15 protein-coding genes and 2 pseudogenes are annotated in these 20369 nt (G+C 52.9%); 8 read left to right on the top strand and 9 right to left on the bottom strand.

The genetic code is table 11. The features are described 5' to 3' along the window. Positions 1-98: 98 nt before the first annotated feature. Genes WC959_11625 through WC959_11605 form a run of 5 tightly spaced genes read right to left on the bottom strand, consistent with a single transcriptional unit; the run spans position 99 to position 6097 of the window. The gene (locus WC959_11625; GenBank protein ID MFA5689773.1) at positions 99-1154 is read right to left on the bottom strand and encodes an aldose 1-epimerase family protein; all 1056 of its coding nucleotides are present in this window, start codon (positions 1152-1154) and stop codon (positions 99-101) included. Then, positions 1151-2305 (bottom strand): hypothetical protein, encoded by a 1155-nt coding sequence (locus WC959_11620; GenBank protein ID MFA5689772.1) that lies wholly within the window; start codon positions 2303-2305, stop codon positions 1151-1153. The genes WC959_11625 and WC959_11620 overlap by 4 nt, the downstream gene beginning before the upstream one ends. After that, complete coding sequence (locus tag WC959_11615) at positions 2302-3780, bottom strand: FGGY-family carbohydrate kinase (GenBank protein ID MFA5689771.1); 1479 nt, start codon at positions 3778-3780, stop codon at positions 2302-2304. The genes WC959_11620 and WC959_11615 overlap by 4 nt, the downstream gene beginning before the upstream one ends. Next, positions 3777-5183 (bottom strand): hypothetical protein, encoded by a 1407-nt coding sequence (locus WC959_11610; GenBank protein ID MFA5689770.1) that lies wholly within the window; start codon positions 5181-5183, stop codon positions 3777-3779. Before WC959_11610 ends, WC959_11615 begins: the two co-directional genes overlap by 4 nt. A gap of 2 nt (positions 5184-5185) precedes the next feature. Next, the gene (locus WC959_11605) at positions 5186-6097 is read right to left on the bottom strand and encodes a class II fructose-bisphosphate aldolase (protein MFA5689769.1); all 912 of its coding nucleotides are present in this window, start codon (positions 6095-6097) and stop codon (positions 5186-5188) included. Positions 6098-6394: 297 nt separating this feature from the next. Between WC959_11605 and WC959_11600 the strand changes: the two genes are divergently transcribed. Continuing rightward, positions 6395-7192 carry a PocR ligand-binding domain-containing protein gene (locus WC959_11600; protein MFA5689768.1) on the top strand — a complete coding sequence of 266 codons (798 nt, stop codon included), beginning with the start codon at positions 6395-6397 and terminating at the stop codon, positions 7190-7192. Between the two features lie 137 nt (positions 7193-7329). On the opposite strand, the pseudogene WC959_11595 reads toward WC959_11600, so the two are convergent. Then, a pseudogene (locus tag WC959_11595) lies at positions 7330-7542 on the bottom strand (transposase). Between the two features lie 156 nt (positions 7543-7698). Between WC959_11595 and WC959_11590 the strand changes: the two are divergent. Next, a complete protein-coding gene (locus WC959_11590) occupies positions 7699-8754 on the top strand; it encodes an aldose epimerase family protein (GenBank protein MFA5689767.1) in 1056 nt (351 codons plus the stop codon). A 17-nt stretch (positions 8755-8771) separates the two neighbouring features. Continuing rightward, positions 8772-9536 carry a Nif3-like dinuclear metal center hexameric protein gene (locus tag WC959_11585; protein MFA5689766.1) on the top strand — a complete coding sequence of 255 codons (765 nt, stop codon included), beginning with the start codon at positions 8772-8774 and terminating at the stop codon, positions 9534-9536. Positions 9537-9633: 97 nt separating this feature from the next. Here WC959_11585 and WC959_11580 read toward each other — a convergent pair whose 3' ends face one another. After that, positions 9634-9954 carry a methylated-DNA--[protein]-cysteine S-methyltransferase gene (locus WC959_11580; protein ID MFA5689765.1) on the bottom strand — a complete coding sequence of 107 codons (321 nt, stop codon included), beginning with the start codon at positions 9952-9954 and terminating at the stop codon, positions 9634-9636. A 163-nt stretch (positions 9955-10117) separates the two neighbouring features. Continuing rightward, positions 10118-12946: an excinuclease ABC subunit UvrA gene (uvrA, locus tag WC959_11575; GenBank protein MFA5689764.1), complete on the bottom strand. Its 2829-nt coding sequence runs from the start codon at positions 12944-12946 to the stop codon at positions 10118-10120. Between the two features lie 209 nt (positions 12947-13155). On the opposite strand from uvrA, the gene WC959_11570 reads away from it, so the two are divergent. The 3 genes and pseudogenes from WC959_11570 (at position 13156) to WC959_11560 (ending at position 17169) form a co-directional block, all read left to right on the top strand. Further along, positions 13156-13479, top strand: coding sequence for a hypothetical protein (locus WC959_11570; GenBank protein ID MFA5689763.1), 324 nt, complete (start codon positions 13156-13158; stop codon positions 13477-13479). 344 nt (positions 13480-13823) lie between these two features. Then, a pseudogene (locus tag WC959_11565) lies at positions 13824-14054 on the top strand (integrase core domain-containing protein). 238 nt (positions 14055-14292) lie between these two features. Then, the gene (locus WC959_11560; protein MFA5689762.1) at positions 14293-17169 is read left to right on the top strand and encodes a DNRLRE domain-containing protein; all 2877 of its coding nucleotides are present in this window, start codon (positions 14293-14295) and stop codon (positions 17167-17169) included. Here WC959_11560 and WC959_11555 read toward each other — a convergent pair. Continuing rightward, positions 17139-17561 (bottom strand): hypothetical protein, encoded by a 423-nt coding sequence (locus WC959_11555; GenBank protein MFA5689761.1) that lies wholly within the window; start codon positions 17559-17561, stop codon positions 17139-17141. The genes WC959_11560 and WC959_11555 overlap by 31 nt on opposite strands. An 847-nt stretch (positions 17562-18408) precedes the next feature. On the opposite strand from WC959_11555, the gene WC959_11550 reads away from it, so the two are divergent. After that, positions 18409-19467, top strand: coding sequence for a substrate-binding domain-containing protein (locus WC959_11550; protein ID MFA5689760.1), 1059 nt, complete (start codon positions 18409-18411; stop codon positions 19465-19467). A 45-nt stretch (positions 19468-19512) separates the two neighbouring features. Then, the coding region (locus WC959_11545; GenBank protein ID MFA5689759.1) for a sulfatase at positions 19513-20369 on the top strand (857 nt) is incomplete at its 3' end.

Here is a 20369-nt window from a genome sequence, read left to right as displayed (position 1 = left end):
ACCACGAAACACACTGATGGCACAAGTGAACCTCCCCGCGACAAGCCACGGGGGTATTCTGCGCCAGAGTTCGATAAATGTAATTGTGTTAACATGACCTAGCGAATCGCCCCACAGGTGAAGACTGGGAGCGGCTCACTCAGCATTGGGATGGTTCGAAAATTAATTAACACTGTAAATCTCGTTTTGTTACCCGGCAGAATTGTTTTCAACGTCCTGTTTTTCCGCTCCGCAACCTGTCCGTCTGGATGACAGTTAGCCGGTTCAAGTCCCATAACGTATTCCTGCTGTCCCATCATTTTCCACTGTGTGAAATACGGCAGTTCGTTTTTCCGGTATGCCACGGTCATTGAAATTCCGGTGCGCGGATTTTTCAGTGTCATTCGCGCCATTCCATCAGCATCAGGCTCAACATCATGAAAAAAACACTGCTCAACATATCCTTTTGCCGGCGGCTGACAGCGATTCCATTCACCGATACCGGCGGCAGCATTTTCGGTGCGTGATACGGTTGACTTTACATTTCCTGCGAGAACCGCATGTTCATCGAGCAACGGAAATCCGGCGTTGATGTGATACAACAGCATTAACGGAGACGGACGGACACCGCAGTTTACAACGTCGTCAGCAATTGTAATTGTATTATCACCGAACATCGTTGAAATTGTTCGGCGGAGTTCAAGATTTTCACCGAAAAAACCGACTTCTTTTACAATACCGGCAACGCTCAGCTCATACCGTCCATTTTTCCATTCCTGCCGGATTGAAATGTTTTCCGCCGGAATATTAGAAAGCCGTCCGTGCAGCCCCTCGCCTTTACTTGGCGTTCCGACGTTCTGTAAACCGCAGCCCGTTAAAAGTCCGCCACCGAAACTGCGCAGCCAGTTTGCGCCGTCCGCATTATAATACGCCGGATGAACGGCACCGACCGGCGACTGATACGCCACCGGAATTCCGTTGTATGACGCTTCACCGATATCCATTCCGCGATCAAGCAGAACTGTAAAACGTAATCCGCTGCCATTGTTCACTTCGGCGATCCGGATGCCGCGCCCGCGTCCGTCATCCAGCACCGATGTTCTGATTCCGGCCAGCTGCTTCATTGTTCCGATATACGGAAACAGCTCCGCTTCTGTCTTTTCATACGGTTTCATTTTAACATCCTTTCCAGCGGCAAACGGATTTCGCGCCACACTGCTTCAGCCTCATCATTCCAGCTTTCCCAGATGGTTTCAACGCCGGCGTGAATTTTGTTCACATCGCGGCCGAAAAGTTCCTCCACCGCGATAGCCGCGCCTTCAGCAAATAACACCGGTGAAATCCCCTGATTTAACACAAGCCGTATCGTTCCGATCACGCGGTCATTCCAGCCCAGTTTGCGTTCCATATCGCGGCAGACGCGGTCAACCCGGTCCGTCAGAGACGGATTCACCATGCGGGAGAGAAGATCATCGGCGTACGCTGAAAACCCGTCCGGCGTAAACAGTTCATCCACGCCGGAATATTTTCTGCATAACGCCGCACCGGATTCTTCAATGAATGCGCGCCGCGCCGGAATTAGAATTTCAGCATTGCCGGCAACTTCGTGCATGAACTGGTTTCCGGCGCGCTGGGCGTGCAACCCAATCCAGAAATGCACCGCGTTGTGACCGTAAAGTTTGGCTTCTTCAAATGGAAACAGATCGGGCTTATCAATCAGGCCCTGAATGCTCCGCTGTTCAATTCCGGGACAGAATTGAATCAGAATTTTATTAAATTCCTCAACCAGATGCCCGCGATCGGCCTGCGGTGTAAGCGCCGGAATTTTCCGGCGCCGGCATTCGTCCGCCGGAAAAACGCAACTCATTTTTCCGACCACGGTGTTCAGAAAAAATGTATCCGAAAATGTTCCGGTGATCTGCTCCAGTTCTTCCGCCGCATGATTATGGTTTTCTGCTGTATAAACAAACCGCCGGCGGCCGGGCTGCATTTGAAAACCCGCCCGCATCCAATCCAGAGTTTTGAAAAACGCAACGCCCGGCAGCGCTGTTGCAATTTCATCCGCATCTGCCGCGACGCTGATTAATTTTTCGCGGTCTGCCGGAATGGACGGATTATAAATTTCAATTCCGGAAATTGTTTCCGTTGTTACGGCGGTGTTCGAAGCAGTGTTAATTTGAATTGCACCGCCGTTTTCACGCACGGCGGAAATCAGCGCGGCGTCGACATCCGCAATGACTAAACGGTCAAAGCCGCCGCGAAACGCGCCGGAAAGAAAAATACCGGTTTGAATCGGACCGAACCCAACACCGAGAAATGTTTTCATAAAGCCTGCAATCCACCTAAAAGCGCTCTGTTTGCCGAATAAAGCTGCCGGTACAGTTGAACTTTCTGCCGGTAAAATTCATGGCGCGCGGCATCCGGTTCAAACATGCGTTCTTCATGCACAAACAGTTCCACCGCCTCGCCGGCGGAAGCAAAGACACCGGTTGAAATTCCGGCAAGTATCGCCGCACCGAGCAGTCCGGCTTCGGTGATGCGCGGACGGATGATCGGGATGCCGAAAATATCAGCGCGGATTTGCAGTCCGGCATCAGACCGCGCGCCGCCGCCGGACGCAATGAATGCAGCGGTATCTATGCCCAGTGTATGCAGCGACTGAATCCCTTCGACGAAATAACATGTGGCGCCCTCAATAATCGCTTTCAAAATTTCACCGCGTTTTGTATCCGTTCGCAAGCCGGCGATCACACCGGCGGTGTCCGGAGAATGATGCGGCGGTGTGTCAAAATGCGGCAGAACCAGCAACCGGGTCGGTGGCACCGGCATTTCCGAATCCAACTGTTCATAAGAACCGGCACCGGATGCAAATGTATCGCGAAACCATTTCACCAGCAGTCCGGACTGATTGTACAGAAACGACACATACAATCCCGGAAGAACATGATGTTCAATATTCAGATTTTCACGCAGCATTTCCAGTGTGCCGGACGGTTTTGAATAGACCGGGGTGATGCAGTCGAACGAACCGAGCCCGTAGACTGCTTTGCCGGCGGATACCGCGCCGCAGCCGAGTGCGTTGCAGCATTGATCGTGCCCACCGGCGACAACCTGAACGCCTTTCGGCAATCCCAGTTTTTCCGCCATTGCATCCGACACCGTCCCGATGATGTCGCCGCCGGAAACAACACGTCCGAGTTTTTCACGCGGAATACCGCTCCATTTGAGCAGTACATCCGACCAGTCGTTTTTCTTTAAATCAAACAGCAGCGTGCGGTTGGCGTGCGAGTTATTGGTGACAGGATCGCAGCCGAGCAGAAATGCTGTCAGATCTGACCACAGTAAAAAATAATCGGCGTTTTGAAAAATTTCCGGCCGGTTTTCACGCAGCCAGAGCAGTTTCGGCATTGAATAGTTCGGGCCGAGCAGATTCGGGTTAATCCGGTACAACGCTTCGCGGCCGAACGCTGCCACCATTCGCTTAACGTGTTCCACACCACGGTCATCAACGCAAAGAATGCTGTTATCTAACAGCTCGCGGTTTTTTGAAACCGGCACAAATGCTTCACCGAATGCGCTGACGGACAACGCTGTAATTGGATCATGTTTTGCCGGCGCCGCAACTTCAGCAATCACTTCACGGGTTTTCGACCAGACCAGCCGGCTGTCGAGCTCCGACCAGCCCGGCTGCGGATGCAGCATATCGTATTCACGGTATGCCTGTGCAATGCAATCGCCGTTCCGCGCAAACACACCGGCTTTACAGCCGGTGGTTCCGAGGTCTATTCCCAGCAGACTCATAATGTTTTCAGTTCGTAACCGAGATAGCGCGTGAACGCTTCACGCACTGGAACCGCAACATTTCCGGCGGTGACGCCGACGTGATGGCGATAGCCCGCATGCCCAATATATTCCAGAATATTCTGCAGGTTATTAATTTTTGCCACACCGCCGCAGCCGAAAAATTCTTCGGGAATCGGATCGGCGGTGAACTCGCCCTCGCCGAGATAGCACCAGAGTTTTCCTCCAGTTGTTTTTGCGCTGGCGTACGTGAACGGGGACGGTTTGATTCGTCCGACATTGCAGCCCCAGCCGCAACCGGCGCCGAACGATTTTGCAAACATTGGATGGTCAATCACATCACCCTTTGCTGTCATCATGCTTTGCGGAACCGGGCCGCAGTGGAAAAGAATGCATTTATCCGGATCGTCGCCGTAATTATTATTCCAGTCCAGACAGGTCGCCGGCGTTTGCGATGCAAGATTCAGCGCAAACATCGGAACCGCATTGCACACATCCAGTTCACACGCCGATACAACACCGCGATCGTTCAGTTCACTGAGCAGAACGCAGGGCGACACACCGATCTCTTTTTCAATTTCAATCCAGCAGCGCAGCGCCATACAGTCCATACGATACTCTTCAATGATATCGTCAATCACCACACCGAGCTTTGCCAGCATTTCAAATTTTTCCGGCGGAACACCGTTCCAGTTAGTGTAATTTTTCAACCGTTCCGTTTTTGCTTTAAACGGTTCACCGGATGTTTTCACATCGCGGATTCGCATGAATACTTCCGATAAATCAAGCGCTTCGGTGGTGATTCCATACTGCTGCAATGTGAGTTCATCAAAGCGGACCGTTTTAAACGCGGTGGTCCGCGCGCCGATCGCGCCGACAATCATTTTTTTCATCCGGTTTACAATCCGGCAGACTGCCGCAAACTGATGCACATGCTGTTCGAATGTTGCGGTGGACGGTGCCACTGTATGCGGTTGAAACGTTGTGAACGGCAGTCCGTACTGGCAGAAAACATCCATAATTGAAAATTTTCCGCAGAATGAATCGCGCCGTTCCGCGAAACTCATCTTGTCAAATTCATCCGGATAGGCCTGAATCATAATCGGCACACCGCACTCTTCGAGCGCGGCAATCGCACCGTTTTCATCGCCGAAATTCGGCAGACACAGAATTATGCCGTCGTACTTCCCGTGATTCTCTTTCAAAAACTGCGCATACTTCAATCCGTCCGGCGTACCGTCCACCGCGCCGAACCGCGTCAGCGCGGCATCCATCAGCAGTGTGCCGTAGCCCAGGTTTTTAACGACGGCATCCATTTCGTTGCGCGCGACGGCAATCAGCGATTCAGGGAAAAAGCCGCGGTTGCCGAAATATAATGCAAATGTCAGTTGTTTGTTTTTCATAATCACTCCTCCGGTTTTAAAATGTCGGCAGAATTCTGAATTTCAAAATCATCATCAATCACCGTCAGCATCGCGTCATAAACAGCGTCCTGTGCGGCAGAAACTCCTTTTTCCAGTTCACGCTCATACGGCTGGCGGATCGCGGTGGCCACATTGATTTTTGCAATGCCGTGTTTGAGCGATTCCATGATGTATTCTTTACGAATTCCGGTTCCACCGTGCAGAACCAGCGGAACGCCGGCGGCTTTATAAATCCGGTCAAGGTGCTCGATATTCAACCGCGCGGCAACTTTCTGCTTTCCTTTTGCGGCGGCGGAAATCGCGCCGTGAATATTGCCGATGGCCACCGACAACCAGTCTGCACCGCTTTCTTTGACAAACTGCCGCGCCTCGTCTGGGTCGGTAAATCCTTTTCCGGAAGTAAACAGTTCTTCATACGGCGGCAGCGGTCCCGCTTCATGCCCCATCACCGCGCCGAGCTCCGCCTCAACCGGCACGCCGTATGTGTGTGCTAATTCAACAACCTCTTTCGTGCATGCAATATTTTCCGGCAGCGGAAGCCGCGAGCCGTCGATCATTACGGACTCATATCCGGCGGCCAGCGCGCGGGTCATAATTTCCATATAATCGACACGCAGATTATCTTCGTCGATCACCGGAACATGATCCAGATGAAGCCGCGTGTGCTTTGTCTGTCTGAATTTGTTATATTCTTCCGCAACCGCTTCCGGACTGCGCGATTTAAACTTTTTCCACTCCAGCCGGGCAACCACAACCAGCCCGAAACTGTTCCGGTCTTTCAATGCATTCACGACCGGTTCGACCATCGGCAGATACGGAATATTAAACGCCGGAATTGCAATTCCGGCGCGGCAGGCGCGCTCAATTAACTGCTGCGTTGATGCATACGACATAAACTCCTCCTCACCTCGTTGCAGAAATTATGCCGGAAAGAGCAAAATACCGGAATGGACAGACCTATTCGTTCATGTATAATTCTACAAAAATTATTACATGTATGAAACGCTGAGCCGGAGATAAGAACGCAAAAAATAAAACCACGGATAGCACGGATTAAAACGGATTAAAAAAAACGAATGAAACGAAGATTTTAACCACTAATGAACGCGAATGTGCGCGAATGAGAATTGAATATTAAAAATTTCTTTCGTGCTTGGGTTTTTCGTGCTTCGGATTTTTAAAGGGGCCTTATGCTTCAGTACGCCATTGCCGCCAAAGAAATGGATCAGATTATGAGCCGGCTTCACCGGCTGTTTAATATCCGGATTACATTTTTTGATATGCGGGAACATGAGCTGGAATATTTTCACGTCAAGCCGATGTCCCCGTTCTGCACCGCGTTCCGGCGGAATAAAAAACGCGCACAACGCTGTATTGAATGTGACCGGGAACATCTGAAAGAAGCCAAACGGCTGCGCGATGTGCACATTTATCACTGCCACTGCGGACTGATTGAAGGCATCATACCGCTCTATGACCGTCGTAATATTTATCTCGGCGCCATCGTGTTTGGGCAGCTCCGCGATTTACAGAGAAAATCATACACCGGCTGGCCGCCGGCATTCAAACAGCTCTACCGTAAACTGCCGGTTTTCGCCGTCGAAAAAGCACTGGATATCGGCCACGTTCTAAAATGTGTCAGCAAATCCATCATCGACAGCGAACTGATTCGTTACCAAACCAAACCGTGGGTTGAGGAGATCGAAACGTATATTGAAACCCGTCTGACAGAAAAAATTATGATTGATCAGCTGGCCGAACTCATCGGAAAATCGCCGTCATTTATCGCACACCATTTTAAAACTGAATTCGGACAGACCCCACAGCAGTATATTATAAACCGGCGCATGGAAGAAGCCCGCAGCATGCTCGAAAATGGCTCCAATGTGCAAACCACCGCCGAGCGTCTTGGTTTCTATGATGCATTTCACTTTTCAAAAACATTTAAACGGCACTGGGGATTCCCGCCGAAACAGTGTTTGGGATAAATTTTCAGGAACACCAGGATTCGAGAGTAAAGCGACCGGGACTCAACAGAGCGAACAATGCAGCTGGTTAAGGATGTCAACAGCAGAAAAAATGTTACTCCTGTTAGGGTCAAAAAAACACCTTCGACTAGGTCGTGTTAACACAAGCGCAAGAGTTCCGCAATGAACGCGAATGCGATGAATCCCGAAAACATAATATCCAGTTTGTCATAACGGGTGAATACGCGGCGACAGGATTTCACCCGCCGGATCAGTCGCTCAACCTCATTCCGTCTTTTGTAAAGCATTTGATCGTACTCCCATGGATTTTTCCGGTTCGGATTAGGCGGAACAACAGGTATAAATCCCAGCGTCTCAGCCAGTTCTCAGGTTCCATCTTAAATTCCGGATTTACCGGCGGGGAAGTCAGATAAAAATCATTCTCAGAATTTCAAACAGTCGATTAATTGATTCGGCTATGCTGTTCTTTTTGTTTATGTTCTGTCCTGAATTCAGCGGAGGAAGTTATGGCGGTAATCCAGGAGGCGTTCGGGAAAAATATTTTCTGCGAAAATGTTGAGCTTTTTGTACTGACGAACAGCAGTGGAATGGAGATTCGCATTCTGAATTACGGCGGCATTATTCAATCGTTGAAAGTGCCGGACCGGCGCGGAAAATTTATCGATGTGGTGTTAGGTCATGATACTGCTGAAGAGTATACGGAAGAATCTCCGCATTTCGGCTCAATCACCGGTCGTGTTGCCGGCCGGATTGCCGGCGGCGGGTTTGTACTGGACGGAGTAAAATTCCACCTGCCGCAAAACAGTCATGGAAACACATTGCACGGCGGTATGCGCGGATTTGATAAACGCATTTGGAACACCGAAATTCTTACAGCAGAAAATGCGCTGAAGTTAACGTACCTCAGTCCGGACGGTGAAGAAGGATTCCCCGGTGAAGTAAAAGCCTCGGTGATATATACACTGACGGATTCCGGCGAATTAAAAATCGACTATACTGCTGAATCAACCAGAGCGACGCCGTTTGTTGTTACAAACCATTCATACTTCAATCTTGCCGGTCACGATTCCGGCAGCGCAATGCGTCAGGTGTTAACAATCAACGCCGATAAATTTCTGCCGGTTGATGAACAAACAATTCCGTACGGCGAAGAACGCGCGGTGGAAGGCACGCCGTTTGATTTTCGTGCACCGCGCGTCATCGGCGAACGGATTGATGCCGATGATGAGCAGTTGCGTTCTGCCGGCGGCTACGATCACACGTACTGTCTTAATAAAACCGGTGCCGGTGAATTAAGTTTTGCGGCGCGCGCAATCGATCCGAAAAGCGGACGTGTGCTGGATGTGTTCACGACGGAACCCGGAATGGTTTTTTATACCGGAAATTTTCTTGGCGGAACGCTGAAAGGCAAGGGCGGCAGGCCGTTTGTCAAACGCGCCGGTTTTTGCCTGGAAACACAGCACTATCCTGATTCACCGAATCAGCCGCAGTTTCCCGATTCTATTCTGCGCCCCGGACGGCCCTATGTCTCGCAAACCATTTTTAAATTTTCGTCAGAATAAATTCTGCACTGCATCTTATGAAAACCAAAGAACTGATTCACGTCATCGAAACGATCACATCGCCGGAACTGGCAGAGGAGTGGGACAATACCGGATTGCTGATTGAACCGGTGCCGGCAAAACAAATTTCAACCGTACTCTTGACGGTTGATCTGACAGAAGCCGTCGCCGCTGAAGCGATTCAGCGTAAAGCGGATTTTATTATTACGTATCATCCGCTTTTCTTCGGTGGATTCAACCGGCTTGAGCAGTCTAATCCCCAGGCTCGCACCGCAATGAAAATCATTCGTGCCGGCATTGGTGTTTATTCACCGCACACTGCGCTCGACGCCGTTGCCGGCGGTGTGAATGACTGGCTGGCCGGCCGGCTGACCGGCGTGTTTAATGATGTCAAAATCGAAGCAGTAAATCTTGCGCGTGTACTCAAATTCAAAACACCGGTGCCCTTTGCAATGCTGGTTGAAACCGTAAAGCAGAAACTAAAACTTAAAACGGTGCAGACCGCCGCACCGGGGAATAAAAAAATCCGTACTGTGGCACTGTGTGCCGGCGCCGGAATGGATGCAATCTGTGCCATTCCCGCTGATGTTTTTCTTACCGGTGAAATGAAACATCACGATGCACTGGCTGTTACACAGTCCGGTGCCGGAATTATTCTCTGCGGACATACCGAAACCGAGCGCGGCTATCTGCCTGTATTGGCCAAAAAACTCAAATCGTTGTGTGCCGGCGTAAATTTTATTATTTCAACCGCCGACAAACCTCCGCTTCAATATAACTAGAGTGTTTTCGGGTTGATATTTGTCGCACCGCGCGGAGCAGACAAGAATGTCTGCTCATTCTCATGTAAAAAGGGCAGGCAGGAATGTCTGTTCCGCATTATTTCCACAGATGTTTTTTCATATTAATCCGTCCATCGGGCAGAAAGGTAATTCCTTCCCGGCGCAGAAGTTTTCGCTGGATGGACTGATCGCCGAAAACCGGATCGGGCGCGAGTCTACCGGTGCGATTGACGATGCGGTGATAAGGCAGCTCAAGTCCGTCCGGCGAGCTGCTCAACGCGAAACCAACATAACGAGCAGCCGTGGGACGTCCAGCCAGAGCAGCAATCTGTCCGTAGGTCGCTACACGTCCGCGCGGAACTTTGGCAACGAGCCGGTAAACCTCCTTAAAAAAGCCGCTGGATGATTTTTCTTTCACGCTTTTAAGATATTCCAGCACCGGAACAAAAACACCGAAAATTTGATTTTATTGATCGGAAAGCAGACAAAGTATTTAGACAGGATTTGCAAGATAGGAATCCGCCCCGGAAAATCCTGTCGATCCTGTTTATCCCTTTCATGTCTTTTCCGACATTTAACTTTCAGATCTTTGGCAAAATCGTTTTCAAATATTTTCCGGTGTAGGATGCCGGTGTGGCGGCGATTTTTTCCGGCGGACCGGCGGCAATGATTTTTCCGCCGCGTTCACCGCCTTCGGGACCGAGGTCAATAATCCAGTCGGCGCGTTTAATGACGTCGAGATTATGTTCGATAATAAGCACCGTGTTGCCGCCGTCACGCAGACTTTCGAGCACCTGAATAAGTTTGTGCACATCGGCGAAGTGCAGGCCGGTGGTCGGCTCATCGAGAATGTAAAGTGTCCGTCCGGTGGCTTTTTTACTGAGTTCGGCGGAGAGTTTAATGCGCTGGGCTTCGCCGCCGGAAAGGGTGGTGGCGGACTGTCCGAGCCGCAAATAGCCGAGTCCGACTTCGCGCAGCGTTCTCAATTTCCGTTCAACGCCGGGAATGGCGGCAAAAAATTCACACGCCTGATTGATGGTCATATCCAGCACGCCGGCAATATTTTTCCCGCCGTAATGTACCTCAAGCGTTTCACGGTTATAGCGCTGGCCGCCGCATTGCGGGCAGGTGACATAAACGTCCGGCAGAAAGTGCATTTCAATCTTCAGCATGCCGTCGCCCTGACAGTGTTCACAGCGTCCGCCTTTGACATTAAAACTGAACCGGCCGGGACTGTAGCCGCGGATTTTTGATGCCGGTGTCGCAGCAAACAGCGCACGGATCATTGAAAATGCACCGGTGTACGTCGCCGGATTACTGCGCGGTGTGCGGCCGATCGGCGACTGATCGATGACAATCACTTTATCAATATGTTCAACACCGAGCAGTTGCTTGTGTTTGCCGGGGCGTTCTTTCGAGCCGAAAAATTTTCTGAACAGCGCGCGCCGCAGAACATCGTCAATCAGCGTACTTTTACCGGACCCCGAAACGCCGGTGACACAGGTAAAAAGACCGAGCGGAATTTTCGCGTTCACATTTTTCAGATTATTCTCCGCTGCGCCTTTAATTTCGAGAAACAGTTGCGCCGGTTTATGGCGTTCTACCGGAATTTCAACTTCGAGTTCATGCCGCAGATATTTGGCGGTCAACGGTGTTTTGGCTCTCAGCAGCTCTTTCGGCGTGCCGGCGAAGGTGATTTCACCGCCGTGAACGCCGGCGCCGGGACCGAGATCGATGACATAGTCCGCTGCGAGAATTGTCTGTTCGTCGTGTTCAACCACAACGACAGTGTTGCCGAGGTCGCGCAGCTCCTTGAGCGTGGCGAGCAGGCGGTCGTTGTCGCGCTGATGCAGGCCGATGCTCGGTTCGTCGAGCACATAGAGCACACCGGTGAGCCGCGAGCCGATTTGCGTAGCCAGCCGGATACGCTGCGCTTCACCGCCGGAGAGCGTGCCGCTTTCGCGGTCGAGCGTAAGATAATCAAGTCCGACATCCAGCATAAAACCGAGCCGCGCCTGAATCTCTTTCAGCACGTCACGCACAATTTGCGTTTCCTCTTGCGTCAGTTTCAGCGCGGTGAAAAACTGCTGTGCCTGTTCGATGGAGAAGAGGCAGATGTCATAAATATTTTTTCCGCCGACGGTACACGCGAGCACTTCCGGGCGCAACCGCGCACCGTGACATGCGGTGCAGCGCTGTGTTCCCATATATGCGCGCAGACGTTCCTGCGTCCATTCACTGTCGGCTTCAGTGTAGCGCCGCTGCAGGTTTGGAATGACGCCCTCGAACGGTTTTTGAATTTTATGGCGCCGCAGAAAATAGGTGATTGGTTCATCGCCGGTGCCGTAGAGCAGAATTTTTTTAAAGGCCGGCGGCAGGCTGTTGTACGGCGTGCTGAGCGGAACATCGTATGCATTCGCCACAGCGGTGAGCAGTTTTTTATGATAGATGATAGAACGCCGGCCGCCGCGCCGCCACGGATGAATCGCTTCTTCGAGCGGCAGTGTTTCGTCCGGTACAATCAGTTCTTCATCGAACGTGAGCATGTTGCCGAGTCCGTGACACACCGGGCACGCGCCGTACGGCGCATTGAATGAAAAATGTTTAGCGGTGAATGTTTCAAAACTCAGATCGCAGTCCAGGCACGCATTTTTTTCGGAATAGAGCCGGTCATCCCATTTGTCATCGCCGGTCTGCATCATGGCGATCATCACTCCTTCGCCGGTGGCGAGCGCAGTTTCAACCGAATCATTGATGCGGCTGCGATCCGCCGGATCAATCACCAGACGGTCGACCACCGTTTCAATCATGTGTTTTTTATTTTTATCCAGCGCCGGCGGCTCATCAATTTCATACAGTGTGCCGTTCACGCGGACGCGCACAAAACCCTGCCGGCGCAGTGCCGCAAAAATCTCTTCATGGCGTCCTTTACGCCCGCGCACCACCGGCGCCAGCAGCACCGCCCGCGTTTTTTCCGGCAGCTGTAAAAGCTGATTCGTAATATCTTCGGCGCTCTGTCGCTGAATCGGTTTTTTGCATTTCGGACAGTGCACTTTGCCGATGCTCGCGAACAGCAGACGCAGGTAGTCATGAATTTCTGTTGTCGTCGCGACAATCGAGCGCGGGTTTGAGCCGGCCGTGCGCTGTTCAATGGAAATCGCCGGCGACAGGCCTTCGATCATTTCCACATCCGGTTTCTGCATCTGTTCCAGAAACTGGCGTGCATAGGCCGACAGGCTTTCAACATATTTGCGCTGACCTTCCGCATAGAGTGTGTCGAACGCCAGCGACGATTTGCCGGAACCGCTCAATCCCGTAATCACAGTCAGTTTATTACGCGGAATCTTAACATCTACATTTTTCAAATTGTGTTCGCGCGCGCCGGAAACAATAATCCATTTATTACTCATAAAATCACCGGAAATTTTACTGCAAACGGTATCACGCCTGTTTGCGGGAAGGAAACTTTTAACCATCGATCGACACCGATTTTCACAAACCTGTGCAAATTGTGAGGCAGATGTTCCTGTCCGCCTGAAGCGCAGACAGGAATGTTCGCGCCACATCAATTCGAAAAAATCGTTTAAATTTCCGGCAAAGCGGCGTATAACGTGCTCTAATGAAACAGAAGCACAAAGAATTTTTACACAAACCGGTTGTTGGCGATACGCTTGCCGTTTGTGCCGGACTTGCCTTTTTCTTCACCTGCCTGCTCCTGCCGCTTGTTGGCCGCGCCGGCGCCAGCGTACCGCACGCCGGCTGGAATCAGCTCGCTTTTCTCTCCATGCTGATTTTTACCCTTGCGCTTTCAGGCACTGCACTGTACGTCAAACTTATCCGGCGTGCCGCCGACGGCAGCAAGCGCCCGTACTGGTCGATCGGACTTTGCATCGCCTGCACGCTTTTACTGATTTTGCAGCTCACCGGTCTGCTGGCGATTTAAAGTGGACATAACGAGCAGGCATGCCGGTGATTCATTCACCTTGATCTGCGTATACCGCACTTAAATACTCTCTGATCCCATCCCGGAATCCGCATATCAAACCTGTGGATGTTCTGCATCATAGGCTTTGATTTTTTCAAGAACATCGGCCTCAGCTTCGTCATACATTTCGCGAATGGCCTCGTCGTTGAATTCGTACACACGGTCTTCGAATTTTGTTATTGGGAGACGGTCGAAAAGACGTTCTTTAGATGTTTAGTCCCACAGTGTAGTGGAGTGATGTATAAGCAGCTCCGAAGGGATGAATTATGGGACAGATAGTACACGGGTTCGCCCGTACGACACCCAAACATCCCTGGACCAACGGACAGGTTGAGCGGATGAACCGGACGTTGAAAGAGGCAACAGTGAAACGTTATCACTATGGAACCCATGATCAGCTGAAAGAACATGTACAGACCTTTTTGATGGCCTATCACTTTGCCAAACGGCTCAAAATATTAAGCGGTCTCACGCCATACGAATATATCTGCAACATCTGGACTTCTGATCCAGATCGCTTTAAGTTTGATCCTGCGGGACTAGACACCTGCGGCAGCAGGCAGGAACGAACTCATAATCCGCTTATTTGTCTGCTTTATGCAATGCATTATGCTTCCAGGTGCTCCCAGAAAGGTGAAAAAGGGGTTGACTTTTACCCCTCTGCTACCGCATACAACGTGCCGTTGTAATGTACGCCTTAACGTAGTTTTCGCACGGTATGCCATATCAAGTTCTGGAACTGAAATGTTTGTACAAGGTGGATGTCGAGTGATGAAGCGACAAAGACGAGTCTTCGCGGTCTTTTCCCTGACCGTTTCTCTCATGGCAGGCGAGAGCCTTGCCTGGCGCAGCACGTTATATCCCGACAGTTGGCTGCCGCCCACCGACGGGACAGTGAATTTTGAGACGGATAAGCTGATTCAGGATTTTTCTTACGCGGGCTACCGCATGGGCGATGAGCCGGTACCGGACGTGGTCGGACCGGTGTACGACGTGACCCTGCCGCCGTATGGCGCAGATGCCGCGGGTACGGCAGACGCAACAACGGCCATTCAAAAGGCGATCAATGCTGCACAGAGCGCGGGCGGTGGTGTGGTCTATCTGCCGGCTGGGTTGTACCGGATCAGCCCGCAGGATAACAACAATTATGCGCTGCGGATAAATGCCTCGGGTGTGGTGTTGCGCGGTGCAGGCGTGGGGCAGACCTTTCTGCTCAACACCTCCACCAACATGCGCGGCAAGGCTGTAATCCAGGTGGAAGGGCCTTCCGCGGCGAGCCTTTACACGGGTGGCGCAGGCAGTGCAGCGCTTCGCAGCGACCTGCTCGGCCCGGCGCAGGTTCTGCCGGTGAGCAGCACCGCCGGCTTCGCGGTCGGCCAATGGGTCGTCGTGCGGGCGGACTGCACGGACGCATGGATTACCGAGCACGGTGAGACGGGCTGGCTGGGCTATGGCAGCTCGTTGCGCGGCCCGGCTTATTTCCGGCGCGTGGTGGCGGTGGACAGTGCTGCGGGCACGCTGACCGTGGACGCGCCGACGCGCTATGCCCTGAAAACTCGCGACAACGCCCGGGTGGTGCGGCTGAGCACAAGCCCGGTGGCTGAGGTGGGGCTGGAGGATTTCTCCATCGGCAACGTGCAGCACCCGGGGAAAGGCTGGGCGGACGCGGACTATGATGACGACACTAAAGCCGCCTACGACACCCACGGCTCCTACCTTATCCGGGCGACGCGCGTCCGCGATGCATGGATCCGGCGCATTGAGACGTTTCAGGCTGCGGGCAACACCTTCACCTGCCACCTGCTCAGCAACGGCATCCTGCTCAACGACTGCAGCCGCGTCACCGTGAGCGAAGTCCACATGCAGCGATCGCAGTATGGCGGCGGGGGCGGCAACGGCTACATGTACCGGCTGCAGAACTCCTGCGACGCTCTCGTGACGCAATGCCGTTCCACCTTCACCCGGCACGGCTTCGTGCTCTCGCACATGGGATCGTCCGGCAACGTCTTCCACCACTGCGTTGACAGCGACACGGGGTTGCAGACAGGCGACACGGGCTCGCAGAAGGCCAACGGCAGCGGGTCAGACCACCATATGCATTTCAGCCACTCCAACCTGATCGACACCAGCACCGGGGACTCAAGCTGGTGGGAGGCGCGCTACCGGGCATCCGGAAGCGAGCCGAAGCACAACCTCACCTCTGCACACAGCGTGTTCTGGAACATAGAGGGCACCGGCAGCGGCGTCTCGTATGTGGTACGCACGGAGCAGAGCCGCTACGGTTATGCCATCGGTACGCGCGGCAACCGCAGCGGTGTGGAGAGGCCCACAGCCGGCGGAGCGAAGTGCAATCCGCCGGACCATGTCGAGGGCGTGGGGCAGGGTAATACTCTGGAGCCGTTTTCGCTGTACGAGGATCAGCTTGTCCGCCGCCTGGCCCTGCCGGAGATCGTCTTTCCGGCTGAGGTCGTTGTCACCTTCCCCTCCAACAGCGTGCGGCTCGCAGCGGAGGTTTTTGCGGGACGCAAGCCTGCGGCAGCAGGTACGTACGAGATCCAATGGCGGCATGCGGCTGGTGCAGGCACAGCAGTTTTCGGTGATGCGGACGGGACGAGTCCGCTCGTGACCTTCAGCGCGCGCGGAACACATGAGATCGAGCTGACCGTGACAACGAGCAGCGGGCGGCAGGTGTCGGAGCGGGTGACGGTGACGCTGGCATCCGACCCGACCTACGTGCTGGTGACGGAACGGCTGGAGCCGGTGGCGGACACCTATGTACGCGATGGCAGCTACGCGAACGACAATTACGGCACCGCGACTATGCTGATGATCAAGAAAAGCAGCACGGGCTATAACCGCCGGGCGTTTCTGCGCTTCGACCTGACCTCGGTTACGCAGGCGTTTGTACGGGCGTATCTCGAACTGCAAACCGGCAGCCCGCCCTCGCCCGTCACAGCGGCGAATGCTGAGTTGAGGCTGGTTGCCGCAGACGGATGGAACGAGCAGGCGGTAACGTGGACCAGCCAGCCATCACTCGGTGCGGTGGTGATCTCGTGGCTGATGTCAACCAACCTCCTTGAGCGGCTTGACGTGACATCGGTGGCGTTGGCGGAGCATGCCGGAGACGGACTGCTGAGCCTCGCGCTGGCGGTGACGAGTCAGCCGAACAGCGAGGCGACGTACTCATACTATTCGCGCGAGGCAGCGGTGGGCAGGCGTCCGCGGCTGGTGCTGGAACGCGAGGTGAAGGCGGCGGTGTTCGATACGTGGATTGCGGGACAGGCGGGTGTGCCGGAGGGGCAGCGCGGGGCGCTGGACGATCCCGATGGCGATGGACTGAGCAATATGGAGGAGTATCTGTTCGGGCGCAACCCGGTGCAGGCAGAGGCGGGCGCGGCATGGAGGTGCGCAGCGGAGCCCGAAGGGTTCGTGCTGGAGTTTCCGCAGCGGCGGGGATTGCCACCGGGGTTCGGGTATGTGATTGAGACGACGGCATCGCTCGTGGAGGGCGAGTGGCGGCCGGCGGCAGGCGTGACCTTCCAGGTGGATGATGAAGGCGGCGCGGCGGTTCGCGTGCGGGCTCTGGTGCCGCGGGTGGGGTCGGCAACGCAAGGCTTCTACCGGCTGCGGTTCGAGCTGGGACATTGACGGCTGGTTTGCGACAGATCCCCCACCCGGATTGATAACAGGCGTATTGCCTCACATAAAAAAGACACCGAAGGGATGAGGGGTTTTGATCGTTGATGTTCATGCGTCCAGTTTTTCTGTTCGGCATGGGCATTGTCGTTTTTGCGATACGGACGGCTGCGTGTAAAACAGCCCGGACGTTTGCGCTTCAGCAGATCATCCGCCAGGTGCTGGTTGATAAACTCACTGCCGTTATCCGGGTCAAAGCCCGGCAGCGCAAACGGCAGTTTACCTTCCACATCCTGCGTCTGCTCCACCACCGCCGCTGCACTCTTATCCCACACCGCATGCAGCACCGTCCACTCGCAGATTAAATCCGTATAGGTAACCGCCCCGCAGAACGACCCGCTCATTGATCCGCCGCAATGCGCCACCGTTTCTACTTCCAGATACCCCGGCTAGAACCATCTCCATCCGTGTGTTTTCCACTGAGCTTTCCCGCTGCCGGTACTGCTCGATCATCTGTGTTTCAAACGGCAGGATTCGCAATTTCGGAATGTGCAGCGCCACTTTTCCGGCCTGTGTTTCCAGATTGCGCTGATCACTGCCGGCTCATGAATCCACCCGCTTAGGACTGCGTTCATACCGTTTGGCTCCGCACAGCGCATCCGCTTCTGCGTCCAGCAGCCCGTTGAGAGTCTCTTCCACCGAGCCTCTCACCAGCTCGCACAGATGTGTGCGTACTTCACGGTCGTCAATTCCGATGATCTTTTCGTTGGTTCTTCTGTCGATTTCTGTTCTTTATTCATTCGGTTCTCCGTTGTGGTTGCTTTCACAGCGCTGGTTTTTTATCAGCCGGAGAACCTCTTTTTAATTATGCGAAACTTTTTGTACGTTATCCCACTTCGCGGCACAGCGGATTTTCGCAGACGCAATATGCTCGTGAAAGCTTACAAAATATATACTGACGTGCCTGAATCAGCAGCCGGACTTTTTAAAAACTGTGCAAATCGTGCCACAATCCCCGGTATTGATCTGTTACCGGATCTGCGGTGACATCGGCATTTTTTGCCGGATCGCGAAGAATTTGAATATCGCAAGCCATTGCATCGTCTCCTTCAGACGTTATTTAAGAGAGAATTAAATTAAAATCAGTATAATTTTTAAGCTAAAAAATATAATAAAAACATATTGATTTTTATAACAGCGATGTTATAAATCAAAAATCATATTCAGATTTTTTAACGAAAGTAATGTGTTATGGCACAAAGCAAGGTTGTTGAATTAATTCAATCGCGAATTCAGCATGGCGATTATGTCCTGAATGACATTCCTGGGGAACGCAGTCTGGCTGAAGAGGCCGGAGTCAGTCATATGACGGCGCGCCGGGCAGTGCAGGCATTAATTCAGGAAGGTGTTCTGGAACGCGGTTCTACGGGTCGATTATTTATTTCCCGCTCAGCAAAATCTACGGAGCGCATCGGCAAGCAAATTGCGTTTTTAGTTCCGAATTTTCCGTCGCAGAATTATTCGATAATTCACCGTGAAACGGAATATGCGGCACAGGCATACGGAATGCGCGTCCGGCTTGTTCCGTATGTACATTGGGATGATCCGATTTTGCTGAATGCATTGAATTCATTTGACGGGATTGTGCTTATTCCGCTGCCGACGCCGATGCCTGAACGGGTTCGAATACGTTTTGAGCAAACGGATCGTCCGGTTGTGGCGATGATGATGGATATGACAGAACTGGGGATTCCTTCGTTGATCCGCACTCCGACGGACTGGATGGATCATCTGCTGGATCATCTGTTAAGTTTGGGGCATTGCAGAATCGATTGTTTAAATACACAACCCCTAGGCGCGACAATTCAGGCCCGTATAAACCGGTGGATGACGTGGAGGCAGGAAAACGATGTCGACGGGCGGGCATATAATGAGCCGGTGGCTCCGTTCGAAATGACGGCAGGACGCGCTTATGATGTTGTGGCAGATTTGATTCGCAGCGGGGAGCCGGTGATGCCGGCGCTACTTTGCACTACACTGACAACCGCAATTGGAGCAATTCGTGCATTTTCAGATATTGGAATACGAGTGGGTCATGAGATTGCAGTTGCAACGGTCAGCGATGAAGGACTTGCCCAGTGGACCGTTCCGCGGATTACTTCTCTGGAATGGCCAAATGTAAAACCACAGCTTTCAAAGTGTATGGACTGGATTGCGGGCGGCGGCGGCAGATGGGACGGTCCATTGAAAATGGTTCCGAAAGAGCCGAAACTTTTCATCGGGGATTCAACAGTTCCGGAGACGGAATAAAGTCAGAAAGGCGGATTTTGTGAGAATCATAAACAAGGAGAACCGGTGAGAATCTTATATCTGGATATTGATACACTGCGGCCGGATCATCTCGGCTGTTACGGCTACCATCGCAACACATCGCCGAATATCGATAAGATTGCAGCGGACGGTGTGCTGTTTGATCATTATTACTGTTCTGATGCGCCGTGTCTGCCGTCGCGCAGCGCGCTGATGAGCGGCCGGTTTGGAATACATACCGGCGCAGTGAATCACGGGGGACTGTGCGCTGATTTCCGTCCGGAGGGAAGTGAACGCGGTTTTCGCAGCCGGTTCACTCAAACACGGCTGCCGTCGATCCTTTCTAAAAAATGCGGTCTGCATACGGTATATATCGGCGGTTTTGCCGAACGTCATTCCTCGTGGGAATTTCTCGCCGGTTTTAGAGAAACGCACGACACCGGCAAAGGGGGTATGGAATCCGCTGAAGATGTTTCACCGGCAGCGCTCGACTGGATTAAGCGGCGCGGCAAAGAAGACAACTGGTATCTGCACATCAACTACTGGGATCCGCACACGCCGTTCCGCGCGCCGGCGGAGTTCGGCAATCCGTTCGAAAATGATCCGCTGCCGGCATGGTGCACGCCGGAGCAGATTGAACACGACCGTAAACTTCCGGGGCCGCATACCATTCAGGATATTGCGATGTATGATAATTCAACCAACCCGGAATTTCCGCGTCATCCCGGCGAAGTGCGCGACATGGCGGAAATGCGCAAGCTGATTGACGGCTACGATACCGGCATCCGTTATGCCGACGAACACGTTGGAAAAATTCTCGCCGCACTCGAAAAGCAGGGTGTGCTGGACGACCTCATCATCATTGTCAGTGCCGACCACGGGGAAAATTTCAGTGAGCTTGG

The sequence above is a fragment of the Kiritimatiellales bacterium genome, from assembly GCA_041656295.1.
Classification (GTDB): domain Bacteria; phylum Verrucomicrobiota; class Kiritimatiellia; order Kiritimatiellales; family Tichowtungiaceae; genus Tichowtungia.
The sequence above is the reverse complement of the archived record's forward strand: the minus strand, read 5'-3'. Positions and strand labels throughout refer to the sequence as shown.

What these genes read in the sequence shown, in the direction of transcription:
- WC959_11625 (MFA5689773.1), bottom strand. Translation starts at nt 1,154, where the DNA reads ATGAAACCGTATGAAAAGACAGAAGCGGAGCTGTTTCCGTATATCGGA.
- WC959_11620 (MFA5689772.1), bottom strand. Translation starts at nt 2,305, where the DNA reads ATGAAAACATTTCTCGGTGTTGGGTTCGGTCCGATTCAAACCGGTATT.
- WC959_11615 (MFA5689771.1), bottom strand. Translation starts at nt 3,780, where the DNA reads ATGAGTCTGCTGGGAATAGACCTCGGAACCACCGGCTGTAAAGCCGGT.
- WC959_11610 (MFA5689770.1), bottom strand. Translation starts at nt 5,183, where the DNA reads ATGAAAAACAAACAACTGACATTTGCATTATATTTCGGCAACCGCGGC.
- WC959_11605 (MFA5689769.1), bottom strand. Translation starts at nt 6,097, where the DNA reads ATGTCGTATGCATCAACGCAGCAGTTAATTGAGCGCGCCTGCCGCGCC.
- WC959_11600 (MFA5689768.1), top strand. Translation starts at nt 6,395, where the DNA reads ATGCTTCAGTACGCCATTGCCGCCAAAGAAATGGATCAGATTATGAGC.
- WC959_11590 (MFA5689767.1), top strand. Translation starts at nt 7,699, where the DNA reads ATGGCGGTAATCCAGGAGGCGTTCGGGAAAAATATTTTCTGCGAAAAT.
- WC959_11585 (MFA5689766.1), top strand. Translation starts at nt 8,772, where the DNA reads ATGAAAACCAAAGAACTGATTCACGTCATCGAAACGATCACATCGCCG.
- uvrA (MFA5689764.1), bottom strand. Translation starts at nt 12,946, where the DNA reads ATGAGTAATAAATGGATTATTGTTTCCGGCGCGCGCGAACACAATTTG.
- WC959_11570 (MFA5689763.1), top strand. Translation starts at nt 13,156, where the DNA reads ATGAAACAGAAGCACAAAGAATTTTTACACAAACCGGTTGTTGGCGAT.
- WC959_11560 (MFA5689762.1), top strand. Translation starts at nt 14,293, where the DNA reads ATGAAGCGACAAAGACGAGTCTTCGCGGTCTTTTCCCTGACCGTTTCT.
- WC959_11555 (MFA5689761.1), bottom strand. Translation starts at nt 17,561, where the DNA reads ATGAGCGGGTCGTTCTGCGGGGCGGTTACCTATACGGATTTAATCTGC.
- WC959_11550 (MFA5689760.1), top strand. Translation starts at nt 18,409, where the DNA reads ATGGCACAAAGCAAGGTTGTTGAATTAATTCAATCGCGAATTCAGCAT.